This window comes from Pseudomonas sp. 1L-E-NC-VB-C3 (genome assembly GCF_057291535.1).
On the sequence record NZ_JBXAWD010000007.1, the window covers coordinates 109,953 to 135,548 of the forward strand.

General features: G+C 60.9%; 19 protein-coding genes. 17 read left to right on the forward strand and 2 right to left on the reverse strand.

All coding sequences use genetic code 11. The annotated features are described in order from the left end of the window. Nucleotides 1-35: 35 nt before the first annotated feature. The gene (phhA, locus tag AC0Z5Z_RS13355) at nucleotides 36-827 is read right to left on the reverse strand and encodes a phenylalanine 4-monooxygenase (protein ID WP_130926714.1); all 792 of its coding nucleotides are present in this window, start codon (nucleotides 825-827) and stop codon (nucleotides 36-38) included. A 393-nt stretch (nucleotides 828-1,220) separates the two neighbouring features. Between phhA and AC0Z5Z_RS13360 the strand changes: the two genes are divergently transcribed. From AC0Z5Z_RS13360 to AC0Z5Z_RS13400, 9 genes are all read left to right on the forward strand, one after another. Beyond that, the gene (locus AC0Z5Z_RS13360; RefSeq protein WP_016771113.1) at nucleotides 1,221-2,783 is read left to right on the forward strand and encodes a sigma-54-dependent phenylalanine hydroxylase transcriptional regulator PhhR; all 1,563 of its coding nucleotides are present in this window, start codon (nucleotides 1,221-1,223) and stop codon (nucleotides 2,781-2,783) included. Nucleotides 2,784-3,127: 344 nt separating this feature from the next. Continuing rightward, complete coding sequence (locus AC0Z5Z_RS13365) at nucleotides 3,128-3,868, forward strand: flagellar basal body rod protein FlgF (RefSeq protein ID WP_016771112.1); 741 nt, start codon at nucleotides 3,128-3,130, stop codon at nucleotides 3,866-3,868. A 45-nt stretch (nucleotides 3,869-3,913) separates the two neighbouring features. Then, nucleotides 3,914-4,699 carry a flagellar basal-body rod protein FlgG gene (gene flgG / locus AC0Z5Z_RS13370; RefSeq protein WP_016771111.1) on the forward strand — a complete coding sequence of 262 codons (786 nt, stop codon included), beginning with the start codon at nucleotides 3,914-3,916 and terminating at the stop codon, nucleotides 4,697-4,699. 51 nt (nucleotides 4,700-4,750) lie between these two features. After that, nucleotides 4,751-5,446 carry a flagellar basal body L-ring protein FlgH gene (gene flgH, locus AC0Z5Z_RS13375; protein ID WP_016771110.1) on the forward strand — a complete coding sequence of 232 codons (696 nt, stop codon included), beginning with the start codon at nucleotides 4,751-4,753 and terminating at the stop codon, nucleotides 5,444-5,446. A 27-nt stretch (nucleotides 5,447-5,473) separates the two neighbouring features. Next, on the forward strand, nucleotides 5,474-6,562 hold the full coding sequence (locus AC0Z5Z_RS13380) for a flagellar basal body P-ring protein FlgI (protein WP_024012083.1): 1,089 nt from the start codon (nucleotides 5,474-5,476) through the stop codon (nucleotides 6,560-6,562). 11 nt (nucleotides 6,563-6,573) lie between these two features. Continuing rightward, nucleotides 6,574-7,890: a flagellar assembly peptidoglycan hydrolase FlgJ gene (flgJ, locus tag AC0Z5Z_RS13385; protein ID WP_056783752.1), complete on the forward strand. Its 1,317-nt coding sequence runs from the start codon at nucleotides 6,574-6,576 to the stop codon at nucleotides 7,888-7,890. A 25-nt stretch (nucleotides 7,891-7,915) separates the two neighbouring features. Beyond that, nucleotides 7,916-9,961, forward strand: a complete 2,046-nt coding sequence (flgK, locus tag AC0Z5Z_RS13390; protein ID WP_071171415.1) for a flagellar hook-associated protein FlgK — start codon at nucleotides 7,916-7,918, stop codon at nucleotides 9,959-9,961. Between the two features lie 13 nt (nucleotides 9,962-9,974). Then, a complete protein-coding gene (locus AC0Z5Z_RS13395) occupies nucleotides 9,975-11,543 on the forward strand; it encodes a flagellar hook-associated protein 3 (RefSeq protein ID WP_485611199.1) in 1,569 nt (522 codons plus the stop codon). 109 nt (nucleotides 11,544-11,652) lie between these two features. Next, complete coding sequence (locus AC0Z5Z_RS13400; protein WP_485611200.1) at nucleotides 11,653-15,246, forward strand: glycosyltransferase; 3,594 nt, start codon at nucleotides 11,653-11,655, stop codon at nucleotides 15,244-15,246. 362 nt (nucleotides 15,247-15,608) lie between these two features. On the opposite strand, the gene AC0Z5Z_RS13405 is transcribed toward AC0Z5Z_RS13400, so the two are convergent. After that, on the reverse strand, nucleotides 15,609-15,818 hold the full coding sequence (locus AC0Z5Z_RS13405) for a hypothetical protein (protein ID WP_485611201.1): 210 nt from the start codon (nucleotides 15,816-15,818) through the stop codon (nucleotides 15,609-15,611). Between the two features lie 507 nt (nucleotides 15,819-16,325). Here AC0Z5Z_RS13405 and rfbF point away from each other — a divergent pair. The 8 genes from rfbF to AC0Z5Z_RS13445 are packed head-to-tail and all read left to right on the forward strand — an operon-like array spanning nucleotide 16,326 to nucleotide 25,581. Further along, entirely contained in the window at nucleotides 16,326-17,099 is a 774-nt protein-coding gene (gene rfbF, locus AC0Z5Z_RS13410) for a glucose-1-phosphate cytidylyltransferase (RefSeq protein ID WP_041478997.1), read from the forward strand. Beyond that, nucleotides 17,081-18,163 carry a CDP-glucose 4,6-dehydratase gene (rfbG, locus tag AC0Z5Z_RS13415; RefSeq protein ID WP_122691622.1) on the forward strand — a complete coding sequence of 361 codons (1,083 nt, stop codon included), beginning with the start codon at nucleotides 17,081-17,083 and terminating at the stop codon, nucleotides 18,161-18,163. Before rfbF ends, rfbG begins: the two co-directional genes overlap by 19 nt. Next, entirely contained in the window at nucleotides 18,160-18,720 is a 561-nt protein-coding gene (locus tag AC0Z5Z_RS13420) for a dTDP-4-dehydrorhamnose 3,5-epimerase family protein (protein ID WP_485611202.1), read from the forward strand. Before rfbG ends, AC0Z5Z_RS13420 begins: the two co-directional genes overlap by 4 nt. Then, nucleotides 18,717-19,943: a methyltransferase domain-containing protein gene (locus AC0Z5Z_RS13425; RefSeq protein ID WP_485611203.1), complete on the forward strand. Its 1,227-nt coding sequence runs from the start codon at nucleotides 18,717-18,719 to the stop codon at nucleotides 19,941-19,943. The genes AC0Z5Z_RS13420 and AC0Z5Z_RS13425 overlap by 4 nt, the downstream gene beginning before the upstream one ends. Continuing rightward, on the forward strand, nucleotides 19,940-20,791 hold the full coding sequence (locus tag AC0Z5Z_RS13430) for an NAD-dependent epimerase/dehydratase family protein (RefSeq protein WP_485611204.1): 852 nt from the start codon (nucleotides 19,940-19,942) through the stop codon (nucleotides 20,789-20,791). Before AC0Z5Z_RS13425 ends, AC0Z5Z_RS13430 begins: the two co-directional genes overlap by 4 nt. Beyond that, on the forward strand, nucleotides 20,788-21,858 hold the full coding sequence (locus AC0Z5Z_RS13435; protein WP_024012091.1) for a class I SAM-dependent methyltransferase: 1,071 nt from the start codon (nucleotides 20,788-20,790) through the stop codon (nucleotides 21,856-21,858). The genes AC0Z5Z_RS13430 and AC0Z5Z_RS13435 overlap by 4 nt, the downstream gene beginning before the upstream one ends. A 17-nt stretch (nucleotides 21,859-21,875) precedes the next feature. Continuing rightward, nucleotides 21,876-22,613 (forward strand): rhamnosyl O-methyltransferase, encoded by a 738-nt coding sequence (locus AC0Z5Z_RS13440; protein WP_122506029.1) that lies wholly within the window; start codon nucleotides 21,876-21,878, stop codon nucleotides 22,611-22,613. Between the two features lie 55 nt (nucleotides 22,614-22,668). Then, nucleotides 22,669-25,581 carry a TIGR00180 family glycosyltransferase gene (locus AC0Z5Z_RS13445; protein ID WP_485611205.1) on the forward strand — a complete coding sequence of 971 codons (2,913 nt, stop codon included), beginning with the start codon at nucleotides 22,669-22,671 and terminating at the stop codon, nucleotides 25,579-25,581. Nucleotides 25,582-25,596 lie beyond the last annotated feature (15 nt).

Below are 25,596 nucleotides of genomic sequence, written 5' to 3' on the forward strand. Positions count from 1 at the left end.
GACGGACAGACGCAATTGTCAGCAAAAGTCGCGGTTCAGGCGGCTTTGGGTTTCGGCGGAAATTTCGGCGCGTGCAAGCCCAGCTGCATGCCCTGACGGACCATGGCCATGATGTCTTCATGGGCCACATCGAACAGGCGCTTGAGATTGGGCAGGACGAAGTACAACGGTTGCAGAATGTCGATGCGATACGGCGTGCGCATGGCTTCCAGTGGATCGAAGAACTGATGCTCAGGCTCGTCCGACAGGCAGTAAACGGTTTCTTTCGGCGAGGACAGAATTCCGCCACCGTAGATGCGCTTGCCGTGCGGGGTGTCGACCAGGCCGAATTCGATGGTCATCCAGTACAACCGGGCCAGATACACGCGCTCTTCCTTGGTCGCCTGCAGGCCGAGCTTGCCGTAGGTGTGGGTGAATTCAGCGAAGTAGGGGTTGGTCAGTAGCGGGCAGTGGCCGAAGATCTCGTGAAAGATGTCGGGCTCTTGCAGATAGTCGAGTTCTTCGCGGGTACGTATGAAGGTGGCGACGGGGAATTGCTTGCTGGCAAGCAACTCGAAAAACGTCTGGAAGGGAATCAGCGCCGGCACCCGGGCAACCTGCCAGCCGGTGGTCTCGCCGAGGACTTTGTTGATCTCGGCCAGTTGCGGGATGCGGTCGTGGGGCAGACCGAGTTTTTCGATACCGTCCAGATATTCCTGGCACGCGCGACCTTCAATCACCTTCAACTGGCGAGTGATCAGCGTGTTCCACACCGCATGTTCTTCGGCGGGGTAGTCGATAAAACCTTGCGCATCGGGCTCGCGAGCCACGTATTGCGTCTGCTTCATGCTGCTCTCCTGCTAGGAAATTCGTTTTTGTTATGTCCAGCGATGGCTAAAGGAATACCCGAGAGTGACAGGGCGTGCAGCATGTTGACCGGTGTGTGCGTAGGAAAATTCTGCGTATTTCGTAAAGTTATCGTTACGCTTTGTCGGGTAATGCGCATTTACGGTGATTGGCGGGTTTGAAAAGGGTCGGGGCTGTCACATAATCTTGACAACTATCTGCGTGCCTCGACAGAAACATCTGCCCCGGGCGCGCCACAGAACCCTGTGGGAGCGAGCCTGCTCGCGAAAGCGGTCTGTCTGACACATCGATACTGGATGTGCTGGCGCCTTCGCGAGCAGGCTCGCTCCCACAAGGACATGTGTTTACCTCTCAAACCTGTCGGGCCTTTTTCTATGCGCATCAAAGTCCACTGCCAGAACCGCATCGGCATCCTGCGCGACATTCTCAATCTGCTGGTGGCGTACGGGATCAACGTCGCTCGCGGCGAGGTGGGTGGTGAGCATGGCAATGCGATCTACCTGCACTGCCCGAACCTGATCAACATCCAGTTTCAGGCGTTGCGCCCCAAGTTCGAGGCAATCGGCGGGGTGTTCGGGGTCAAGCGCGTCGGGCTGATGCCCAGCGAGCGCCGGCACATGGAACTGAATGCGTTGCTCGGCGCGCTGGAGTTTCCGGTGCTGTCGATCGACATGGGCGGTTCGATCGTTGCGGCCAATCGCGCGGCGGCGCAGTTGCTCGGGGTGCGCGTCGATGAGGTGCCGGGGATTCCGCTGTCGCGCTACGCCGAGGATTTCGATTTGCCGGAATTGGTGCGCGCCAACAAATCGCGAATCAACGGCATGCGGGTCAAGGTCAAGGGCGACATCTTTCTCGCTGACATCGCGCCGCTGCAATCGGAACACGACGACAGCGAGGCCATGGCCGGCGCCGTATTGACGCTGCACCGCGCCGATCGGGTCGGCGAGCGAATCTACAATGTGCGCAAGCAAGAGCTGCGCGGGTTCGACAGCATCTTTCAAAGCTCGAAAGTCATGGCCGCTGTGGTCCGCGAAGCGCGGCGCATGGCGCCGCTGGATGCGCCGCTATTAATAGAAGGCGAAACCGGCACTGGCAAGGAATTGCTGGCGCGCGCCTGCCACCTCGCCAGCCCGCGCGGACAGTCACCGTTGATGGCGCTCAACTGCGCCGGGTTGCCGGAGTCGATGGCCGAGACCGAGTTGTTCGGCTACGGCCCCGGCGCCTTCGAAGGTGCGCGGGCCGAAGGCAAGCTTGGCCTGCTCGAATTGACCGCTGGCGGCACGCTGTTTCTCGATGGCGTCGGCGAGATGAGCCCGCGTTTGCAGGTCAAATTGCTGCGCTTTCTTCAGGACGGTTGCTTCCGTCGCGTCGGCAGTGATGAAGAGGTGTATCTGGACGTGCGGGTGATCTGCGCGACGCAGGTGGACTTGTCCGAATTGTGCGCGCGCGGCGAGTTTCGCCAGGATCTCTATCACCGCTTGAACGTGCTGTCGCTGCACATCCCGCCGCTGCGCGAGTGCCTCGACGGTCTGACGCCGCTGGTTGAACACTTTCTCGACCAGGCCAGTCGGCAGATCGGTTGTCCGCTGCCGAAACTGGCCCCGGCGGCGATGGATCGCCTCAGCCATTACCACTGGCCGGGCAATGTGCGGCAACTGGAGAACGTGCTGTTCCAGGCGGTTTCCCTGTGCGACGGCGGCACGGTCAAGGCCGAACATATTCGCCTGCCGGATTACGGCGTGCGTCAGCCGCTTGGCGATTTTTCCCTCGACGGCAGTCTGGACGAGATCGTCGGGCGTTTCGAAAAAGCGGTGCTGGAACGCTTGTATTCCGAGCATCCAAGCAGTCGGCAGTTGGGCAAGCGGCTCGGTGTTTCGCACACCACCATTGCCAACAAGCTGCGTGAGTATGAGGTTGGCAAAACCTCCGAAAGCTAAATAGAGCCTTTGTGGCGAGGGGATTTATCCCCGATGGGCGGCGAAGCCGCCCCGCTTTTTCTTCCCGGCGACCTCATTTGCAGGCTTGGCGACTGCTGCGCAGCCGAACGGGGATAAATCCCCTCGCCACAGGATCTCCATCCCCCGCCGAACTCAGGATTGCCACTAACCGGCATGACACCGCCGGTTTTTCGTCTTCGACCCATTTCAGATTCCCCCTCCGATCCCCTCAAGTCCCCTGTTTACCGGGCCTTCCCCCGCCAATAAAAAGTTGGTCTGCAAATTGCTTATGGCTGAGCAGTACAGCGGTGGGCGGCAAACGTCCGGCATGCAGAGGAAACACTGTGGACAAGTACCTTTATGTGGCAATGACCGGCGCCAGCCAGAACGCACTGGCGCAGCGGGCGCATGCCAACAACCTGGCGAACATTTCCACCAACGGCTTCCAGCGCGACCTCGAGCAGGCGCGTTCGATGCCGGTGTTCGGTGACAGCTTTCCGGCGCGCGCGTTTGCCATGAGCGAACGTCCTGCCACCGACTTCACGCCGGGCTCGCTGGTGCAGACCGGTCGTGAACTCGACGTCGCGGTATCCGGCAACGGTTTCATCGCCGTACAAAACCCCAGCGGTGGTGAAAGCTACGTGCGTACCGGCAGCCTCAACATCGACGCCCTCGGCGTACTGCGCGCCGGCAACGGCATGCCGGTGATCGGTAATGGCGGCCCGATCGCTGTGCCGCCCGAGCAGCAGGTCGAAGTCGGTGAAGACGGCACCATCAGCATTCGCGCAATGGGCGAAGGCCCCCGCGTCATGGCCGAAGTCGACCGGATCAAGCTGGTCAACCCGGACATCAAGAACATGAACAAAGGCCTCGACGGTTCGATTTACACCAAAGACGGCCAGCCGGCGCAAGCCGACGCCAACGTCAAACTGGTCTCGGGTTTCCTTGAGTCGAGCAACGTCAATGCCGTGGAAGAAATGACTTCGGTGCTGGCCCTGGCCAAGCAGTTCGAGTTGCACGTCAAGATGATGAACACCGCCAAAGACGACGACCAGGCCATGGCTCGGGTCTTGCAGATCAGCTAATTATCAGAACGTCGCGCCGTAAAACAGGCGCACGAGGAGAATCGAATGCTTCCGGCTCTATGGGTTGCCAAAACCGGTCTGTCCGCCCAGGACACCAACCTGACCACCATTTCCAACAACCTGGCGAACGTTTCGACCACGGGTTTCAAGCGTGACCGTGCCGAGTTCCAGGACTTGCTCTATCAGATCAAGCGTCAGCCAGGCGCCCAGTCGACCCAGGACAGCGAACTGCCGTCGGGTCTGCAAGTGGGTACCGGTGTGCGCATTGTCGGTACCCAGAAAAACTTCACCGCCGGCAGCCTGCAAACCACCGAGCAGCCGCTGGACATGGCCATCGACGGTCGCGGTTTCTTCCAGATCCTGCAGCCGGACGGCACCACGTCCTACACCCGTGACGGTACTTTCCACCTCGACTCCAATGGCCAGATCGTCAACGCCAGCGGTTTCGCGCTGGAACCGGCGATCATCATCCCGAACGATGCGCAGACCTTCACTGTCGGCCGTGACGGCACCGTGTCGATCACCATCGCCGGCAACCCGGCCTCGCAAGTGATCGGCAACCTGCAGACCGCCGACTTCATCAACCCGGCCGGTCTGCAAGCAGTGGGCAACAACCTGTTCCTGGAAACCGCTGCTTCCGGCGCGCCGCAGATCGGCACCCCGGGCCTGAACGGTTTCGGTACCACGCTGCAGAACACCCTGGAAACCTCGAACGTCAGCACCGTTGAAGAGATGGTCAACATGATCACCACTCAACGCGCCTACGAGATGAACTCCAAGGTGATCTCCACCGCCGACCAGATGCTCTCGTTCGTAACGCAGAATCTGTAATCCAGTCTTTGGGGCGGCCTGAGGTCGCCAGCAACACCGTGAGGTAGGGTCATGAAGCGCTTTGTATCTGTTCTGGCATTGAGTGGGGTCGTCTCGCTCGCGGGCTGCGTCGCCCCGACGCCCAAGCCCAATGACCCTTACTACGCCCCGGTGTTGCCGCGCACACCGTTGCCGGCGGCTGCCAATAACGGCTCGATCTATCAGGCCGGCTTCGAGCAGAACCTGTACAGCGACCGCAAGGCGTTCCGGGTCGGTGACATCATCACCATCACCCTGAACGAGCGCACCCAGGCGAGCAAGAACGCCAACTCGCAGATGGACAAGAACAGCGATAACTCGATCGGTCTGACCTCGTTGTTCGGCTCCAGCCTGACCACCAACAACCCGATTGGTGGCGGTGACCTGAGCCTCAACGCCGGCTACAGCGCCGACCGTTCGACCAAGGGTGACGCCAAGTCCGGGCAGAGCAACAGTCTGACCGGTTCGATCACCGTGACCGTGGCCGATGTGCTGCCCAACGGCATCATCGCCGTGCGTGGCGAGAAGTGGCTGACGCTCAACACCGGTGACGAACTGGTGCGCATCGCCGGTATGGTCCGCGCCGATGACATCGCGACCGACAACACCGTGTCGTCGACCCGTGTCGCCGATGCGCGCATCACCTACTCGGGTACCGGCGCGTTTGCCGATACGAGTCAGCCAGGCTGGTTCGACCGTTTCTTCCTCAGCCCGCTGTTCCCTTTCTAGGTGGCTACGTTGAATCTGAAAAGCCTTATGGTGGCCGCGTTGTTGATGTCTGCGGCGTTCACCGCACACGCCGAGCGGCTGAAAGACATCGCCAGCATTTCCGGCGTGCGCTCCAACCAGTTGATCGGTTACGGCCTGGTGGTCGGGCTTAACGGCACCGGTGACCAGACGACGCAGACTCCGTTCACCCTGCAGACCTTCAACAACATGCTCTCGCAGTTCGGCATCAAGGTGCCGCCGGGATCGGGCAACGTGCAGTTGAAGAACGTCGCGGCGGTGTCGGTGAGCGCCGATCTGCCAGCGTTTGCCAAACCGGGTCAGCAGGTCGACATCACCGTATCCTCGATCGGTAACTCCAAGAGCCTGCGCGGCGGCACCTTGCTGTTGACGCCGCTCAAGGGTATCGACGGCAACGTCTATGCGATCGCTCAGGGCAATCTCGTGGTCGGCGGTTTCGACGCTGAAGGCCGCGATGGTTCGAAGATCACCGTCAACGTTCCGTCGGCCGGTCGCATCCCTGGCGGTGCCTCGGTGGAACGTGCGGTGCCGAGCGGTTTCAACCAGGGCAACAGCCTGACGCTGAACCTCAACCGTTCCGACTTCACCACCGCCAAGCGCATCGTCGACAAGGTCAACGACATGCTCGGCCCTGGCGTCGCCCAAGCCATCGACGGCGGATCGGTGCGGGTCACTGCGCCACTGGATCCGAGCCAGCGCGTCGACTACCTGTCGATCCTGGAAAACCTCGAAATCGATCCGGGGCAGGCGGTGGCAAAAGTCATCATCAACTCGCGCACCGGCACCATCGTCATCGGCCAGAACGTGAAAGTGTCGCCAGCCGCCGTGACCCACGGCAGCCTGACCGTGACCATCACCGAAGACCCGATCGTCAGCCAGCCGGGCCCGCTGTCCAACGGCCAGACTGCCGTCGTACCGCGCTCGCGAGTGAATGCCGAACAGGAAGCCAAACCGATGTTCAAGTTCGGCCCGGGCACCACCCTCGACGAGATCGTCCGTGCGGTGAACCAGGTCGGCGCAGCACCGGGTGACCTGATGGCGATTCTCGAAGCTCTGAAGCAGGCCGGCGCATTGCAAGCCGACCTGATCGTGATCTGAGGCCGGACACCATGGATATGCGCAAAAGCGGTCTGGTCAGCAGCAGCGATTCGGGTTCCTACTCCGACCTCAATCGTCTGAACCAGCTCAAGGTCGGCGACAAGAACAGCGACGAAAACATGCGCAAGGTTGCGCAGGAATTCGAGTCGCTGTTCCTCGGCGAAATGCTCAAGTCGATGCGCTCGGCCACCGAAGCGCTTGGTCAGGACAACCCGCTGAACACGCCGGCGGCCAAGCAGTATCAGGAAATGTACGACCAGCAACTGGCGGTTTCGATGTCCCGCGAGGGCGGTGGTATCGGTCTGGCCGACGTGCTGATCCGCCAGATGTCGAAGAACAAACCGATGGCGCCGGGCGAGGCTGCAGCCGCGTCCGCCGCCAAGCAGCAGGAAGCGCTGGCCAAGGCCGCCGCCGTACCGACGCCGATTGCCGCCGGCACCGTCGCCACCGGTCCGCTGTCCCGCGTCAACGGCGAGCGTCCGTTGTGGGCATCGCGCTCGGTGCATGCTCCGAACAACACCGATATTTCCCATCGCAACGACATGGCGCTGATCAACCAGCGGCGTCTGGCGCTGCCGCCGAAACTGGCCGACCGGTTGCTCGCCGGTCTGGTGCCGTCGGCGCCGAGCGCGGCCACTGCCAGCACTGCGGCGGCAGCGACCAACGCCTTGCCGCAACGGGCTGCGACTACCGCCGTCACAGGCTCCGGCGCGTTGTACAACGGCGACTGGCTGGCCCGTGCCGAAGAGCAGAAAGCCGCTGGCGGGCAGATGCAGGTTTACGGCCGCGCCATGGCGCAGATTCCGCTGGCACCGGCGAAGAAGGCCTTCAGTTCCGCCGACGAATTCGTCAACACCATGCTGCCGATGGCCAAGGAAGCCGCTGACCGCATCGGCGTCGATCCGCGTTATCTGGTGGCGCAAGCGGCACTGGAAACCGGCTGGGGCAAATCGGTCATGCGCGCTCAGGATGGCAGCAGCAGCCACAACCTGTTCGGCATCAAGGCGAGCAGCAACTGGAAGGGCGATTCGGCCCGCGCGATCACCAGCGAGTTCCGCAATGGCGCGATGGTCAAGGAGACGGCCGAGTTCCGTTCCTATGCCTCGTACAAGGACAGCTTCCACGATCTGGTGACGTTGCTGCAGAGCAACAATCGCTATCAAGAAGTGCTGAAGTCGGCCGATAACCCAGAACAGTTTGTACGCGAGTTGCAGAAGGCCGGTTACGCCACCGACCCGAACTACGCGACGAAGATTTCGCAAATTGCCAAGCAGATGAACAGTTTTGAAAACTACGCTGCGGCGGGTGTCTCCACCACGCCTTTATAAGGCACCAGGTAATAAGGTCTGAACCATGAGTTTGCTCAATATCGGGATGTCGGGACTGTCGGCCAGCCAGTCCTCTCTGGCTACGACAGGCAACAACATTGCCAACGTCGACACCGCCGGTTATTCACGTCAGCAAACCGTGCAGGGCACCAAGTCCTCGCAGCAGTACGGCAGCGTTTTCATCGGCACGGGCACGACCCTGGCCGACGTGCGCCGGGTGTACAACTCGTATCTGGAATCGCAGCTGCACACCGCGACGTCGCTGGACAGCGAATCGGCTGCCTTCCTCAAGCAGGCGACGCCGCTGGACGCGATGCTGTCGGACACCAACACTGGCCTGACCGGTGTACTGCAGAAATTCTTCACCTCGATGCAGGGCGTATCGACGTCGGCCACCGATGACACTTCGCGTCAGTCGGTGCTGACCGGTGCACAGGCGCTGACCAGCCGTTTCAATACCCTGGCCAAGCAGCTCAACGATCAGAACACCACGATCAACGGCAGCCTCGGCGACATGACTGCCCAGGTGAACAAGCTCGCCACGGCGATTGCCAATCTCAATCAGAAGATCGGCGAAATCTCCACCAGCGGCGGGGCGCCGAACGACCTGCTCGACAGCCGTAACGAAGCCGTGCGTCAACTCTCCGAGCTTACCGGTGCGCAAGTCGTCGAGCGCGGCACCAGCTTCGACATTTATGTCGGCAGCGGCCAGCCGCTGGTCATCGGCAACACCACCAACAGCCTGAGCATGGTCGCGAGCAAGACCGACCCGTCGCGCATGTCGATCCAGATGGATCGCGGTTCGAGCACCATCGACATCACTTCGGTGATCAGCGGCGGCGAAATCGGCGGTCTGCTGACCTATCGCAAGGAAGTCCTCGACCCATCGCTCAACGAGCTCGGTCGCGTGGCCCTGGTGATTGCCGATCAGATCAACAGCCAGCAAGCACAAGGCATCGACAAGAACGGTGACTTCGGCGCGGCGATTTTCAACAACATCAACAGTGCCGCCCTGATCAGTCAGCGCAGCATTGCGAAGGATGGCAACAGCGCCGGTTCGGGCAACCTCGATGTGACCATCAAGGACACCGGCAAGCTGACCACCAGCGATTATCAGGTGACCTTCACCAGCGCTACCGATTACACCGTCAAACGTTCCGACGGCACCGATCTGGGTGCATTCAGCACCACGACCAATCCGCCGCCAGTGATCGACGGCTTCACCCTGGCCTTGAACGGCGGCGCGCTGAGCGCGGGTGACTCGTTCAAAATCACGCCGACCCGCAACGCGGCGGCGAGCATTCAGACGGTCCTGACCGATCCGAAGAAAATCGCTGCGGCAGGTCCGCTGACCGGCGTCGCCAGCGCCAACGGTCTGGGCACTTACACCCAGCCGACGCTCAGCGACAAGATCGATATCTACAACCCGACCGCCCAGGCTGACATGCAGGCGGCGCTGAAGAATTCAACGCCGGTCAAACTGGTATTCGGTGCAGCCAGCGGTGGCAGCCAGTCGTACAACCTGGTCGACGCCAAGGGCGCGACCATCGGCACCGGCACCATCGTGCCTGGCCAGTCGAACACGCTGAACCTGAAAGTCGGCATCGTCGATGCCAGCGGCAACCCGGTGATGGACACTACCGTCACGCCGAACGTACAGAAGACCTTCACCGTGCAGACCACCGTGGGCGGCACGCCGAAAACCGGCGAGACCTTCACCATGAACCTGACCGGTGCGGCGTCTTCGGACAACCGCAACGCCCAGGCACTGGTCGCGTTGCAAACCAAACAGACCGTGGACACCGGTTCGGCGAGCAAGGGCATCAGCCTGACCGACGCCTACAACACCCTGGTGACCAACGTCGGTACCAAGACCGCCCAAGGCAAGTCCGACAGCGCCGCAACCACGGCGATTCTGGAGAACGCCAAGGGTGCCCGCGATTCGTTGTCCGGGGTCAACCTGGACGAAGAAACCGGCAACCTGGTCAAGTACCAGCAGTACTACACAGCGTCTTCGCAGATCATCAAAGCTGCGCAGGAAACTTTCGCCACGCTGATCAACAGCCTTTAAGGAGTCGTAATTCATGCGCATTTCCACCGCCCAGTATTACGGAACGCAAGCCTCGGATTATCAGCGTAACTTCAACAAGGCTGTCGCTACCGCGAGCGAGGCGAGCAGCCTGCAGCGTATCAACACCGCCGCCGATGATCCGATCGGTGCCGGGCGCTTGCTGCAGCTGGGTCAGCAGGCGGCGATGCTCGATCAGTACAAGACCAACGTCAACACCACCAAAAGCGCCTTGACCGTGCAGGAGTCCACTCTGGATTCGATCACCACGGCGTTGGCGCGAGCCAAAGAGCTGGCCTTGGCCGCGAACAACGGCACCATCACCGACAAGGATCGCCAGGCGTACGCCTCGGAACTGGGTGAGATCCAGCAGCAAGTGCTGGGCCTGATGAACGCCAAGGATGCCAACGGCAACTATCTGTTCTCCGGTTCGAAAACCGACACCGCGCCGTATTCGAAGAATTCTGACGGCACGTTCAGCTACAACGGCGACCAGACCACCATCGATCTGGGCATCGGCGACGGCATGACCGTGGGTACCAACACCACCGGTTGGGACGCGTTCCAGCAGACCATCAACACCGGCCGCACCAACACCAAAATGGCTGCGCCAGCTGTGGATGACGGCCGTGTCGTGCTGTCCAACGGCACCGTCGGCACTGCCGCCACCTACGACGCCAAGTTCACCGCCGGGCAGCCGTATACCATCGATTTCGTCAGCAGCACCCAGCTGAAAATCACCGATGCCTTAGGCAACGATGTGACCGCCGAGGCCAGCCAGAATGGCTTGATCAGCAACAGCAGCGGCGCCAACCAGACCGTCAGCTTCCGTGGCGTCGACCTCAAGCTGAACGTCAACCTGAAGGCAGGCGATACCAATCCGGACGCCGTTATCGCAGGGCACAGTTTTCAGCTGTCGGCCTCGCCGGACTCGTTCACCACCACGCGTAATCCGGGTAACCCGTCGACCAGCGTGATCACCGGTTCGACCATCACCGATCAGGCAGCCTACACCGCAGCGTTCCCGCAGGGCGGCGCGGTGCTCAAGTTCACCAGCGCCACCGATTTCGATCTGTATGCCGCGCCGGTGACGGCCGACAGCAAGCCGGTTTCCTCGGGCACGGTTGCCGGCGGTAACGCCACCGCTGCCGGTGTGACTTTCGCCCTGGGCAGCGCGCCGGCCGCTGGTGATCAGTTCTCGATCCAGCCGAACAATCATCAGACCCAGAACGTGCTCGACACCCTGGGCCAGATGATCACCGCGCTGAATACGCCAGTCGACGGTGACCCGGTTGCCAAGCAGAAATTGCAGGGCGCGATGGAGGCGGGCCTCGGCAATATCGATGCCGCTTCCAACCAGATCGGCACGGCGGTGACCACCATTGGTGCCCGCGGCCAGGCGCTGGACATGCAGACCATCACCAACGACAGTCTGACCACGGCGAACAGCACGACCCAGGGTTCGATCCGTGATTCCGATCCGGCTGAAGTCATGACCCGTCTGACGCTGCAACAGACCATGCTGCAAGCCGCGCAACTGGCGTTCAGCAAGATCAGTCAGTTGGGGCTGTTCAACAAGATCTGATGATTGGCGGGCGCGTGCGCGCCCGCCAACGTTGTCCCTCTGTTAATGATTTTTTGCGGTATCAAGGGCTCGTTTTTGCGAGCGGGCTCGTACCGCCTGTGAGCCCGCCGTGAATTCACTCCCCCTCGTCAGCATTGCCATCCCTGCGTTCAATCCGCGCTTTTTCGAGCGGGCATTGAACAGCGCCGTCAGCCAGACATACGCGCCTCTTGAGATCATTGTCTGCGACGACAGTCGTGGTCATGAGATCGAAGGGATTGTCAGCGCTGTGGCCGAGCGCTCGGGTGTTGCCGTGCGCTATGTGCGCAACCCGCGCACATTGGGCATGGTCGGCAATCTCAAGGCGTGCCTTGATCAGGCGCAGGGTGAATTCGTCAAGTTCATGTGTGACGACGACCATCTCTATGCCGCCTGCATCGAGCAGCAGGCGCACGAGATGTTGCGTGAGGAAGTCAGCCTGGTGCTGGCTCAGCGGCTGTTCTGGGACGCCGACGACATCATTCTGCCGGCGCGCCTGGAAAACACTTCGTTGTCACCGGCCAGCGGTCTGTTCAAGGGTGACGACCTGCTGGGCATCTTCGAAAAATTTCCGGTCAATGTGCTGGGCGGTTTCTCCAGCGCCTTGTTTCGTCGTTCGGACCTCGTCGACTTGTTGCCGGCGCTGACTCAGGACGGCCACTGCTTTGTCGCCACCCTGGATTTCGCCTTGTACGTATGCCTGCTGCGGCGCGGCAATCTGGCGATGTCGAACACCGTGCTCAGTGCCGAGCGGCTGTATCCGGAGCGCTTGAGTGCTCAGCAGCCGATGAAAGACGCGGTCGAGGTCGAGCGCGAGTGGATTCTGCAAATGCTCAAGGCGCGCAGCGGCGAGTCGGCGCCAGCGCCGGGTTGGGTGCGCTATGTCCCGCTGACCAAGGCTGACGTAATGCCGCGCGTCTGGGAAGAGCTGCCCCTGAGCCGTACGCTGGGTACCAAGCAGAGTCGCCAGGAGTGGTGCGTCGGCATCGATAGCTGGAGCTTCGCCGAACTCTACGCGCACTGGCTGCAATGCCGCAGTCTCACTGAAGGGCAGCGCAAGTTACTGCCGGAAACTCTGGCCGCCTGGCCACAACAGCCGCGAATAGTGCCGATCGTCATTGATGCCCAGGGCAGTCGCGATGGAGTCGAGCGCACGCTTGAGGCGCTTGCTCGGCAGGACTATGCCCCTGAACTGATTCTGGTGCTGTCCGCTTCCTGTAACGAGGCGACGCTGGATGGCCGCGTATTCCACATGCCACTGGAAGGTGACGGGCTGGGTCAGATCAACGCGTTGTTGCCCCAACTGGAGGGCGCCGACTGGTTTTACCTGTTGCAGGCCGGTGACCGGCTGATGGTGCCGGCCTTGCTGGTCATGGCTGACCGGATCGCGCACTCGCCGTCGCTCGGTTGCGTGTACAGCGATGAAGGCGGTCTGCGCGATGGTGAGTCCGTGGAACCCGCCTTCAAACCCGATTTCAACCTTGATCTGATGCGCAGCTACCCGTATGTCGGGCGCGCCTTGGCGTTCAAGCGCGAACGCTTTCTGGCGCTGGGTGGTTTTGACACGACGTTCACCGAACTGGCTCCTCACGACATGCTGTGGCGCATGGTCGAAAGCGACGGCACCCAAGTGATCGGGCATGTCGCCGAAGTTCTGCTGGAGTCGCCATTCGATCTGTCGCGGTGGTTGGCCGAGCCAGGCGTCATCGAACAGAACCCTCGTGTGCTCGAAGCGCATCTGCAACGCATTGGCGTCGCCCATGAAATCCGCCGTGGCAGTTGCCACTTGCTCAATCGTGTCGACTATCGGCACGCGCGCCGTCCGCTTGTGTCGATCATCATCGTCACCCGGGATCAGACCGCTGCCTTGCAGCGGTGTGTCGAGACCGTGCTGGAAAAAACCGCCTACGCCGAATACGAACTGCTGCTGGTCGACAACGGCAGCGAAACCGCTGAGGCCAGAGCATGGCTGGACGGCATCGCGCAATTGGGTGGCGACCGGATCCGCGTGCTGACGTACCCGCAGCCGGACAACATGGCTGCCCTGCACAATTTTGCCGTGACCAAGGCTCGTGGCGAATATGTGCTGCTGCTCAATACCTTTGCAGTGATCACCCACGCCGACTGGCTGGACGAACTGCTCAATCATGCGCAGCGCCCGGAAGTCGGCGTGGTTGGCGCCAAGTTGTTCAACCCGGATGGTTATGTGCTGCATGCCGGCATGATTCTGGGGATGCAGGGCGCGGTCGGGTTGCCATTTTATGGACAGTCGCTGCAGTCGGACGGTTATATGTTCCGGCTGCAGGCCGCCCACGATCTGAGTGCGGTCGGCGGTGATTGCCTGATGGTGCGCAAGGCGGTTTTCGAGGCGGTGGCAGGGCTTGATGAAGAGGATTTGAAGCAGGCGCTGAACGTGGTGGATCTGTGCCTGCGCATCGGCCAGGAAGGCTACATGGTAGTGTGGACGCCTTATGCCTTGCTGGCTCAGGGCGTGCGCCCGACTGTCGAGTCGACAGCTGAGCAAGGCCAGCAACATGTGCACGAGCAGGAGATCTTCTACAAGCGCTGGCTGCCGCGCATTGCCCGCGATCCGGCCTTCAATGTCAACCTGTCCTTGCAGGGCGTCGGAGCGACCAGTTTCAGCCTTGAGCCGGGCCTGCGTACGGGGTGGACTGCTTTTTCCAGGCCGCAATTGCCCAACGTACTCGCTGTGCCGATCAATGCCTCAGCCATTGGCCATTACCGCATGAGTCAGCCGCTGATAGAGCTGGAAGCGGCGAACCGGGCCGAAGGGTGTATTCGTTACGGCTTGCCGTCGATCATTGAAATCGAGCGTCAGTCGCCGGATGTCATCGTCCTGCAAGGGCGATATTCCCAGGGCGCGATCGATGAAATCCCGCCGCTGAAAAAATTCTGCCATGCCCGGCGCATCTTCGAGCTGGATGACTATGTGATTGATGTTCCGCATCGCAATGCGCATATCCGCAACATGCCCAGCAAGCAGGAAATGGAGCGGATGGTGCGCCAGGCGATCAGCCTGTGCGACCGCGTGGTGGTGTCGACTCAACCACTGGCCAATGCGCTGTCGGACATGCACCACGACATTCGCGTAGTCCCCAACATGCTCGCGCAAAACCTCTGGACCGGTTTGCGGGGTCAGCGCCGCACCTCGAAAAAACCTCGCGTGGGTTGGGGCGGAGGCACCAGCCACCATGGCGATCTGGCGGTGATTGCCGATGTCGTGCGTGAGCTGGCCAACGAAGTCGACTGGGTATTCTTTGGCATGTGCCCGGATGACCTGCGTCCGTACATGCACGAGTTCCACGGTGTGATTCCTCTGGACGTCTATCCGGCCAAGCTGGCCAGTCTGAACCTCGACCTGGCTCTGGCACCGCTGGAGTTTCACATTTTCAATGACTGCAAGAGCAATCTGCGTTTGCTGGAATACGGCGCCTGCGGTTACCCGGTCATCTGCACTGATACCGAAGCCTATCAGGGCTATCTGCCGTGCACGCGGGTGAAGACCAACAGCACTGATGAATGGCTGCAGGCGATTCGCATGCATCTGGCCGACCCTGACGCCAGTTATCGCATGGGTGACGAGCTGCACGAGGTGGTCATGCGCGATTATGTGTTGCGTGGTGACAATCTGCGGTATTGGGAGAATGGCTGGCTGGCGGATTGATCGTTTATATAGGTGGCTTTTTGGGGTTGCCTTTTCTTTGGGGCCTTGGCGGCCTTTGGGCCGACCAGGCTGTTGGGGTTTTTGGGTGTAGATCCGTTTCTGCGGGTGTTGCTGATTACGGTTCCGCCCTTACGGCGGGTCACCTTTTTCAAACGCCAAAAAGGTAACCCAAAAGGCTTGCTCCTGCGTTCGGCCCTCGCAGGCTCGGGTTCCTTCGCTGCGGGACTGATCCGGGCGCAGCGGCTCCGGTTTGCTTCGCTGCACCTCCTTCCGCTGTGTACGACTGCGTCGTACGGTCGCTGCGCTCCCACGCCCGGATCAATCCCTCCACTCAGCCTTCCGACGTCGCCGGTGGATCAAGATCAAAAGCGGTACTCGAGCTTGCGCTCATTGTTGAGTGGGGCGGCTTTGCCGCGGGCAGCTGCGCTGCTTTGATTTGCTTTGCTTTGCTTTGCTTTGCTTTGCTTTGCTTTGCTTTGCTTTGCTTTGCTTTGCTTTGCTTTTGCTTTTGTGGGAGCGAGCCTGCTCGCGAAGGCGGCCTGCCGAGCAACCCATTTCTCCCAAATGCCCACGATCCAACTGTAGGAGCTGCCGAAGGCTGCGATCTTTTGCTCTTGCTCTTGCTCTTGCTCTTGCTCTTGCTCTTGCTCTTGCTCTTGCTCTTGCTCTTGCTCTTGCTCTTGCTCTTGCTCTTGCTCTTGCTGTTCTGTGGGAGCGAGCCTGCTCGCGAAGGCGGCCTGACAGCCGACCCATTTCTTGCTGGATGCACGCGATCCAACTGGAGCTGCCGAAGGCTCGGGCCGCGATCGGACGATCTTTGCTCTGGCTTTCGATCTCTTGCCCCTTCACGCCCTCAGCCTGCCCATCAGCCTGTTGCCACTTCCACCGACGCCTCTATCAGCCATCTCCGAAAACCCGAGTCTGAGCTGGCGCGTTTCCTGCAAGTGCCCCGCAAATCGCCATAAAACGAGCGCTCGCGGTGTTTCCTCCTGCGCCCGTAGCGGCAGAAGGTTTGGCCAGAAGGCCTGCGACGCTCAAAAAAGCAGTGCGCAGCCCGGTGACGTACGAGAGGGGAGACGATGAAGGCAGTAATTTTGGCGGGTGGCCTCGGCACGCGCATCAGTGAAGAGTCGCACCTCAAGCCCAAGCCGATGATCGAGATTGGCGGCAAGCCAATTCTCTGGCACATCATGAAGCAGTATTCCGCCCACGGGATCCACGACTTCGTCATTTGCCTGGGCTACAAGGGCTACGCGATCAAGGACTTCTTCGCCAACTACTTCCTGCATACATCCGACGTCACTTTCGACATGCGCAACAACCGCATGGACGTCCATCAGAACTACAGCGAGCCGTGGAGTGTGACCCTCATCGATACCGGCGAGGAAACCATGACCGGTGGCCGCCTGTTGCGTGCCGCGCGTTATCTCAAGGATGAAGAGGCGTTCTGCTTCACCTATGGCGATGGCGTTTCCGACATCAATATTGCTGAGCTGGTCGACTATCACAAGGCTCACGGCCGCCTGGCGACCGTCACTGCGGTGCAGCCGCCAGGTCGTTACGGCGCGCTTGAACGGCAAGGTGACCAGGTGCTGGGTTTCACTGAAAAACCCCGTGGGGACGGTGGCTGGATCAATGGCGGTTTCTTCGTGCTGTCGCCAAAAGTGCTGCCCTACATCAGCGATGACAGCACCACCTGGGAAGCCGAGCCGTTGGCCCGTCTGGCTCAGGACGAACAACTGAAAGCCTTCGAGCACGAAGGTTTCTGGCATCCGATGGACACCCTGCGCGACAAGAACCATCTCGAAGCGCTGTGGCAGAGCGGGGAGGCCCCATGGAAGCAATGGGCCTGAGTGCGGAGTTCTGGCGTGGCAAGCGTGTTCTCGTCACCGGACACACCGGTTTCAAAGGCAGTTGGCTGACCCTTTGGCTGCAAAGCCTTGGTGCGCAAGTCAGCGGTTTTTCGCTGGATCCGTCGACTGAGCCAAGCCTGTTCGAACTGGCGCGCGTGCACGAAGGCATCAATGATCAACGCGGCGATTTGCGTGACCTCGGCGCCTTGCTGGAAATCATCGCCGAGACCGAGCCGGAAATAGTCCTGCATCTGGCGGCCCAGCCTCTGGTGCGCGAGGGCTATCGCGATCCGCTCGGCACCTATTCAAGCAATGTCATGGGCACGCTGAACCTGCTCGAAGCGATTCGTCAGGTCGGCGGCGTGCGCGCCTGCGTGCTGGTCACTACCGACAAGGTCTACGCCAACAAGGAATGGCTGTGGCCGTATCGCGAAGACGAAGCCCTCGGTGGCCACGATCCTTACAGCAGCAGCAAGGCCTGCTGCGAATTGCTCGCGCAGTCGTACGCCGCGTCGTTCTTCCCGGCGGACAAACATGCCGAACACGGTTTGGCCCTGGCTACCGCACGCGCCGGCAATGTGCTGGGCGGTGGTGATTTTGCCCCGGAGCGACTGATTCCCGACGTATTGAAGGCATGGACCGCCGACGAGCCAGTGACCCTGCGTTACCCGCAAGCGGTGCGCCCGTGGCAGCACGCGCTGGAGCCACTGGCCGGTTATCTGCAATTGGCTGCTGCTCTCTACGAGTACGGCCCGGAATACGCCGGTGCGTGGAACTTCGGTCCCGGTGAGGCCGACATGTGCAGCGTCGGTGAAGTGGTTGAACTGCTCGCCAACCGTTGGCCGCAGGCCCGTGGTTTGCGCATCGAGCCGAGTGAATTGCACGAAGCCGGTCTGCTGCGTCTGGACAGCAGTCGTGCGCGGCAGGTGCTCGGCTGGCAGCCGCGCTGGTCGTTGCAGGCGTGCCTGGCGCAGACCCTCGATTGGCACTTGGCGTGGCAGAACGGCGATGATATGCGCGCCGTAACTCTGGGCCAATTGAATCTGTACCGAGGCGCGCTGTGAGCGAGTTTTCCCTGCAAGCGTTGCCATTGGCCGGCCTGTTCAGCGTTCAGCATAAACGTTTCGAAGACCAGCGCGGGCACTTCGCCCGGTTGTTCTGCGAGGGCAGCCTGAGTGCGTTCGGCAATGAATTTCATATCCGCCAGATCAACCATTCCTGCACCCGCGAGAAGGGCAGTGTGCGTGGCCTGCATTATCAGAATGCCAACGCCCCGGAAGCCAAACTGATCACGTGCCTGCGCGGTGAGGTCTGGGATGTGGCGGTGGATCTGCGCCCGGACTCGGAGACGTTTTTGCACTGGCACGCCGAGCACTTGAAGGCGGGCGATGGCCGCAGCCTGTTGATTCCGGGCGGTTTCGCTCATGGCTTTCAGACGCTTACCGAAGACGCCGAATTGCTCTATCTGCACAGCGCCGATTACGCGCCGGAGCACGAGGGCGGCTTGTCGGTGAACGATCCTCGGCTGGCGATTGCCTGGCCGTTGCCTGTCAATAATTTGTCAGCGCGCGATTCCAGCCATCCTGCGCTCGATCAACACTTTGCTGGAGTGCGTCTATGAATTGCCGTGGGTGCGCCGCACCGCTGAATCTGCCGCTGATCGACCTCGGCACTTCGCCGCCGTCCAACGCCTACGTGCACGCCGATCGCCTGGAGCAGGCCGAGCAATGGGTGCCGCTCAAAGTCGCGGTGTGCCAGCAATGCTGGCTAGTTCAGACCGAGGACTACACCAGTGCCGACAGCCTGTTCGATGCCGAGTACGCCTACTTCAGTTCGTTCTCCAGCACTTGGCTGAATCACGCCGAGCGCTATGTCGCCGAGATGAGCGAGCGTTTCGGTCTGACCGCCGACAGCCGTGTGGTCGAGGTCGCCGCCAACGACGGTTACCTGCTGCAATACGTCGCCGCGCACGGGATCCCATGCCTGGGCGTCGAGCCGACTCGCAGCACCGCACAGGCTGCACGCGAGAAAGGCCTGGAGATTCGTGAGCTGTTCTTCGGCTGCGACACCGCCACGCAATTGCGCAACGAAGGCTGGAGCGCCGACCTGATGGCGGCCAACAACGTGCTCGCGCACGTGCCGGACATTAACGATTTCCTCGCCGGCTTCGCGACGTTGCTCAAGCCGACCGGCGTCGCCACCTTCGAGTTTCCGCAACTGCTGACGCTGATGGCTGGCGCGCAGTTCGACACGCTGTATCACGAACATTATTCCTACCTGTCGCTGACCGCCGTGCAGACCCTGTGCGAGCGCAATGGCCTGGAAGTGTTCGACGTCAGCCAATTGAGCACTCACGGCGGCTCGCTGCGCGTATTCGTGCAGCGCAAGGACGGCCAGCGCCGCGCTGTTCTCCCGGCAATTCAGCAACAACTGCAGGCAGAACTCGATGCCGGGGTGAAAACCCCTGAGTACTACGCGACCCTCGCGCCTGCTGCCGAACGCATCAAACATGACCTGCTGCGCTTCCTGTTGCAGGCCAAGGCCGACGGTAAACGTGTGGTCGGATACGGCGCGGCAGCCAAGGGCAATACCTTGCTCAATTACGCCGGGGTCAAGCCAGACTTGCTCGCTTGGGTCGCGGATGCCAACCCGCACAAACAGGGCAAGTTCTTGCCGGGCAGTCGCATCCCGATTGTTGCGCCAGCGCAGATTGACATTGAGAAACCGGACTACGTGCTGGTGCTGCCGTGGAACCTGCTGCACGAAGTCAGTCAGCAACTGGCGCAGGTGCGTCAGTGGGACGGGCGCTTCGTCATCGCCGTGCCTGAGTTGAAAGTGCTGTGAAAGTTCTGGTCACTGGCGCCACGGGCTTTGTCGGTCGGCATCTGGTTGCTGCATTGCTTGCGCGCGGCTGCGAAGTCCGCGCGGTGGCGCGCAACGCAGAAACGGCGCAGGGCATGCCATGGATCAACCACGTCGAATTCGTCGCGGCAGACATTCACGCTGCCGACCTGAATGTTGTCGCGCTGACCGAAGGCATCGACGCGCTGGCGCATCTGGCCTGGCCTGGGCTGCCGAACTATCGGGCGCTGTTTCATTTCGAGCATAACCTGATGGCCGACTACCGCTTTATCAAGAGCGTGGTCGCGGCAGGCGTGTCGCAGGTGCTGGTGACCGGCACCTGCTTCGAATACGGCATGCAGAGCGGTCCGCTCAGCGAGTCAACCGAGCCACGGCCGAGCAATCCCTACGGTCTGGCCAAACATACGCTGCACCTGTTTCTGCAGAATTTGCAGCAGGAGCAACCGTTCACATTGCAGTGGGCGCGGTTGTTCTATCTGCATGGTCAAGGGCAGAACCCCAACAGCCTGCTGGCCGCGCTGGACCGGGCAATCGATGCTGGCGAGGCGTCGTTCAACATGTCGGCCGGTGAGCAGTTGCGCGATTTCCTCGCGATTGAAACCGCCGCAAGTCATCTCGCTGCGATCCTCCATCAGCGCGAGTTCGACGGCGTGATCAACTGCGCCAGCGGTCAACCGGTGTCGGTGCGTGCGCTGGTCGAACAGCGCTTGCGTGAGCGTGGCGCAACACTGGATCTGAACCTCGGCCACTACCCGTATCCGACCCACGAACCGCTGGCGTTCTGGGCCGTCACCGAGCGCTTGCAACAGTTATTGGGAGAGTCGCCATGAGGCACGAGTTGTACCGGGCCACCGGCCTGCCGGTGTTGCAGAACCGCACTTTCGCCGATGCCGAATCGGCGCGTGCCTCGGCCAGCGCCGACATGCTGCTGGTGCAGGACGAGCGCAGCGGTCTGGTCTTCAACGCCGCGTTCGATGCCGACAAGCTCAGTTATGACGCCGACTATCAGAACGAGCAGGCGCACTCCGGCCAGTTCCAGCAACACCTGCGCGATGTCGAAGGCATCATCGGCAAGCACTTCAAGGGCCAGGAACTGATCGAAGTCGGCTGCGGCAAGGGCTACTTTCTCGAGTTGCTCAAAGGCCTGGGCTATTCGATCACCGGCATCGACCCTGCTTATGAAGGCGAAAATCCCGAGGTGATCAAGGCGCCGTTCACGCGCGGCCTCGGCCTGGCGGCAGACGCCATTGTGCTGCGTCATGTGCTGGAGCACATCGAAGACCCGGTGAGCTTTCTGGCCGTGATCGCCGAGGCCAATCAGGGCGGGCAGATCTACATCGAAGTGCCGTGCCTGGACTGGATCCTCGAGCACAAGGCCTGGTTCGACCTGTTCTACGAACACGTCAATTATTTCCGTCTCGATGACCTGCGCCGGATGTTCGGCACGGTGCACGAGGCCGGGCATCTGTTCGGCGGCCAATATCTGTACATCGTCGCTGATCTGTCGACGTTGCGCCTGATACCCGAACAACCGGTGCCGCGCCTGACTCTGCCTGAAGATTTCAGCGCCAGTCTCGACCGCGCTGTGCAGATCATCCGCTCGGCGCCTGCGCAGGGTTCGGCGATCTGGGGTGCCTCGTCCAAAGGCGTGATCTATTCGCTGTACCTGCAACGCGCCGGCGTTGCGGTCGATCGCGTAGTCGATATCAACCCGGCCAAGCAGGGGCGTTATCTGCCGCTGAGCGGCGCGCGCGTGTCCTCGCCGCAAGAGGCTATGGATGCGCTGCCGGAAGGCGCGCACCTGTTTGTGATGAATTCCAATTACCTCGAAGAGATCAAGCGGATGACCGGTGGACGCTACGTCTATCACGCCGTCGACAGCGCTTCGTTTCAGTGACCCTTGAGATGACCAACATGACCGACAACAGCATCAACCAAGCCTTCGAAGCCGAGTGCCGCGAGCAGATCGCCCAGCAAGGTGACGACCCCAAACTGACCGGCCTGGCCCGCGATTTCTTCAACGAATCGGCCAAGCACAAATACAGCTACCACTTCTCGTGGATGGGCCGCCCGATCATCCAGCTGCCGCAAGACATGATGGCCATGCAGGAGATCATCTGGCAGGTCAAGCCGGACCTGGTTATCGAGTGCGGCATTGCCCACGGCGGTTCGATCATCTACTACGCCTCGCTGCTCGAGCTGCAAGGTCACGGCGAAGTGCTGGGTATCGACCTCGATATTCGCCCGCACAACCGTGAAGCCATCGAAAGCCACCCGATGGCCAAGCGCATCAAAATGATCGAAGGTTCGAGCATCGACACGGCCATTGCCGCTCAGGTGCAGGCCGCCGCCAAAGGCAAGAAAGTCATTCTGGTCCTCGACTCCAATCACACTCACGATCACGTGCTCGAAGAACTGCGTCTCTACGCGCCGCTGGTATCGGTCGACAGCTATTGCGTGGTCATGGACACCGTGGTTGAAGACATGCCAGCCGATTTCTTCCCGGATCGTCCATGGGGCCCGGGCGACAACCCGAAAACCGCCGTGTGGAAGTACCTGGAAGAAAACCAGGACTTCGAAATCGACCAGCAATTGCAGAACAAACTGCTGATCACCGTGGCGCCGGACGGCTACCTGCGTCGCGTTCGTTAATTCGCAACATTTACCCAGAGTTGTTTCGGCGAGTCGCCGGTTGTGGAGAGAAGTTATGCAAGGCAAGTACAGTTCTGAACTGACGCTACCGCTAGATGAGCTGTTGACGGTGGTGCTGATTACCCACAACCGACCGGCGTTCCTGCGTCGGGCTGTGAAGTATTACAGCGACTTGCCCTGCAAGATCATGGTGCTGGACTCCTCGCCGGAGCGTCCGGAAGGCGATTTTTCCGCCGTCGATTACCATCATGTGCCGCAATTCGCGTACTGGGGGATGCAGGCCAAACTGGCCTATGGTGTCGAGCAACTGACCACGCCGTACATGGTGCTGGCGGCCGATGACGACTTCATCCTGCATGATTCATTGGCCGAATCCGTGGGTTTCCTGCAGGCCAATCCGGATTACGGCATGTGCCACGGCTACTGCCTGATGTACCTGACGCTGGCCGGTGGCGTCAGCTACTACCGCCGCGACAAAAAAGTCCAGGAAGACTACTGCTCCGAACAGGCTCAGGAGCGGGTCATCGATTACATGAGCCAGTACATCCCGCCGTTCTATGCGGTGACCCGTACTGATCTGATGAAGACCTGGCACTCGGCATTGCCACCTGGCACCAGCTTCCAGTGGCAGGAAATCGGCCATGTCTATTTCCTGCTGGCCAGTGCCAAAGCGCGGATTCTGCCGATCCCTTATGTGGTTCGGGAGATCAACTACGGTGCCTCCGAACACAGCACCGAGGTGTATCACTCGCTGACCTACGTCGATGCCAAATCGGTGGCCGAGCGTGAAGCCTTTGCCGAGTTCCTTGCCGCGCTGCCAACCCAGATCAAAGGGCTGGACGCCGAGCAGGGTAAAGCGCTTGCCCTGCAAAGCTTCGAGGCAATGGTCGACAGCCTGCAATCGAATCGAGCGCTGACCGCGGAACTGATCATCCAGTCCACCTGGAATCAGGAGCTCAAGTACCCGGATCGCCGTTTCGGGCCTTTGCAGTACGTGGAAATGCCGTTCTACAACGAGGCATTTTTCGACCGCCTGGCGCAGTTCGAATTCATGCTGCACGCCATGCCGGCGGGGCGCATCCAACTTGAAGGCCTGGAGGGCGTCTGGACCCGTCAGGCGCACTTGCTGCAAGCACGCAACAACGACACCCCGGAAAGCGTTCTCGACCGTTTGTGGCAGGCTCACGATCTCAATGCGTTCAATCGCACCGTGATCAAGCGGCTGGCGGCTCAGCTGACTTCGATGGGCCAAGCCGAAGAGGCGCAAGCGATGCAGGCCTGGATCGAGCGTCTCGAAGCGTTGACCGTCGATGACCATCATGCGGTCATGGACAAGATGCAGTCCGGTCGCCTGCTCAACTGGCTGGCCGCACGTGCGCCCGGCGCTCATCTTGAGGCAATCGGCCAACATCTGGCGGTGAATGGCGGTGGGCCGCAGTTCGGCATTTTTCTGCTGGATCTGGACGACGACATCGACAAGCTTCAGGTGTCTCTCGACAGCTTGCTGGAAGGGCAGTGCAAGGCCTTCCGCATTGTCGTGTTCACCACCGGCGAAGCGCCCGCCGCGACCACGGCACAGAACACCCTGCATTTTGTCCGAGTGACCGCGGGCAATCTGATCGACAAGCTCAATCAAAGCGCTCGTCAATCGCCGTGTGACTGGCTGCTGTTGGCTGAAGCCGGTGATGAGTTCACTGCCAGCGGATTGTTGCGCGCCAGCCTGGAGTTGATGAACGCCGGCGATTGCCGCGCGGTATCCACCGACGAAATCCAGCGTCAGGAAAACGGTGCCCTGACCGACGTGTTCCGGCCGGGCTTCAACCTTGATCTGCTGCTGAGCCTGCCAACGCTGATGGCGCGGCACTGGCTGGTACGGCGCGATGCGCTGGTCGAAATCGGCGGCTATCGCGCTGATTTCAGTCAGGCACTGGAGCTCGATGTGCTGCTGCGTCTTATCGAAGAACACGGCCTCAACAGCCTGGCTCACCTCGACGAGCCGCTATTGATCAGCCAGGCACCAGAGCTGGTCGAGAATGCTGACGAGCGCCTGGCGCTGCTGCGCCATCTGGGCAATCGCGGCTACAAGGCCAAAGTGACGTCAGCGGTTCCAGGGGTTTACCAGATCGACTATCACCACAGTGATCGTCCGCTGGTATCGATCGTTATTCCGGCGGGCAGCGATCTGGCGGTGCTGCAACGTTGCCTTGAAGGTGTGCTGCTGCGTACCCGTTACCATCATTATGAAGTGCTGATCGCCACCGCTGCGGATCAGACGGCTGAGATCAATGACTGGCTCGGCACTTACAAGCACTCCAGAGTGCAGGTGCTGCGTACTGACCGGACGTTGAGCGAAGCAGGATTATTCAACGCGGCCAGTCGTCAGGCGCGTGGCGAGTACCTGGTGCTGCTCGCCGCCGATGCGGAAGTGGTCAATCCGAACTGGCTCGACTCTTTGCTCAACCATGCTCTGCGTCCAGAGGTTGGCGTGGTCGGGCCGAAACTGATCGACCGTGATCGCAAGATCAGCCAGGCGGGATTGATCCTGGGCCTGAACGGCGGGGTCGATTCGCCCTTCGTCGGTGAAGAGCACGATGCCGATGGTTACCTGCACCGCTTGGCGGTGGAACAAAACTACTCGGCGGTATCGAGCGTGTGCCTGATGGTCCGCAAAGAGCTGTACGAGGCGCTCGGCGGTCTGGACGAAAGCACATTTGCCGAAGGCTTCGGCGATGTCGATCTGTGCCTGAGCGCCGGGCAGGCCGGTTATCTGACGGTATGGACTCCGGCGGTGCAAGTCATCCATCAGGGCGGTATGCCTGACGCCCCGCAAGCGCTGCTGGCCCTGCGCGAAAAATGGCCGGCGGCATTCGTTCAGGATCAGGCCTACAACGCGAACCTGAGCCTGAAGGGCAAAGGCTTCGTGCTCGATGAGAATGCTTCACTGGACTGGGCACAGTTGCTCGCTTAAGCCTGGCGACAGGGA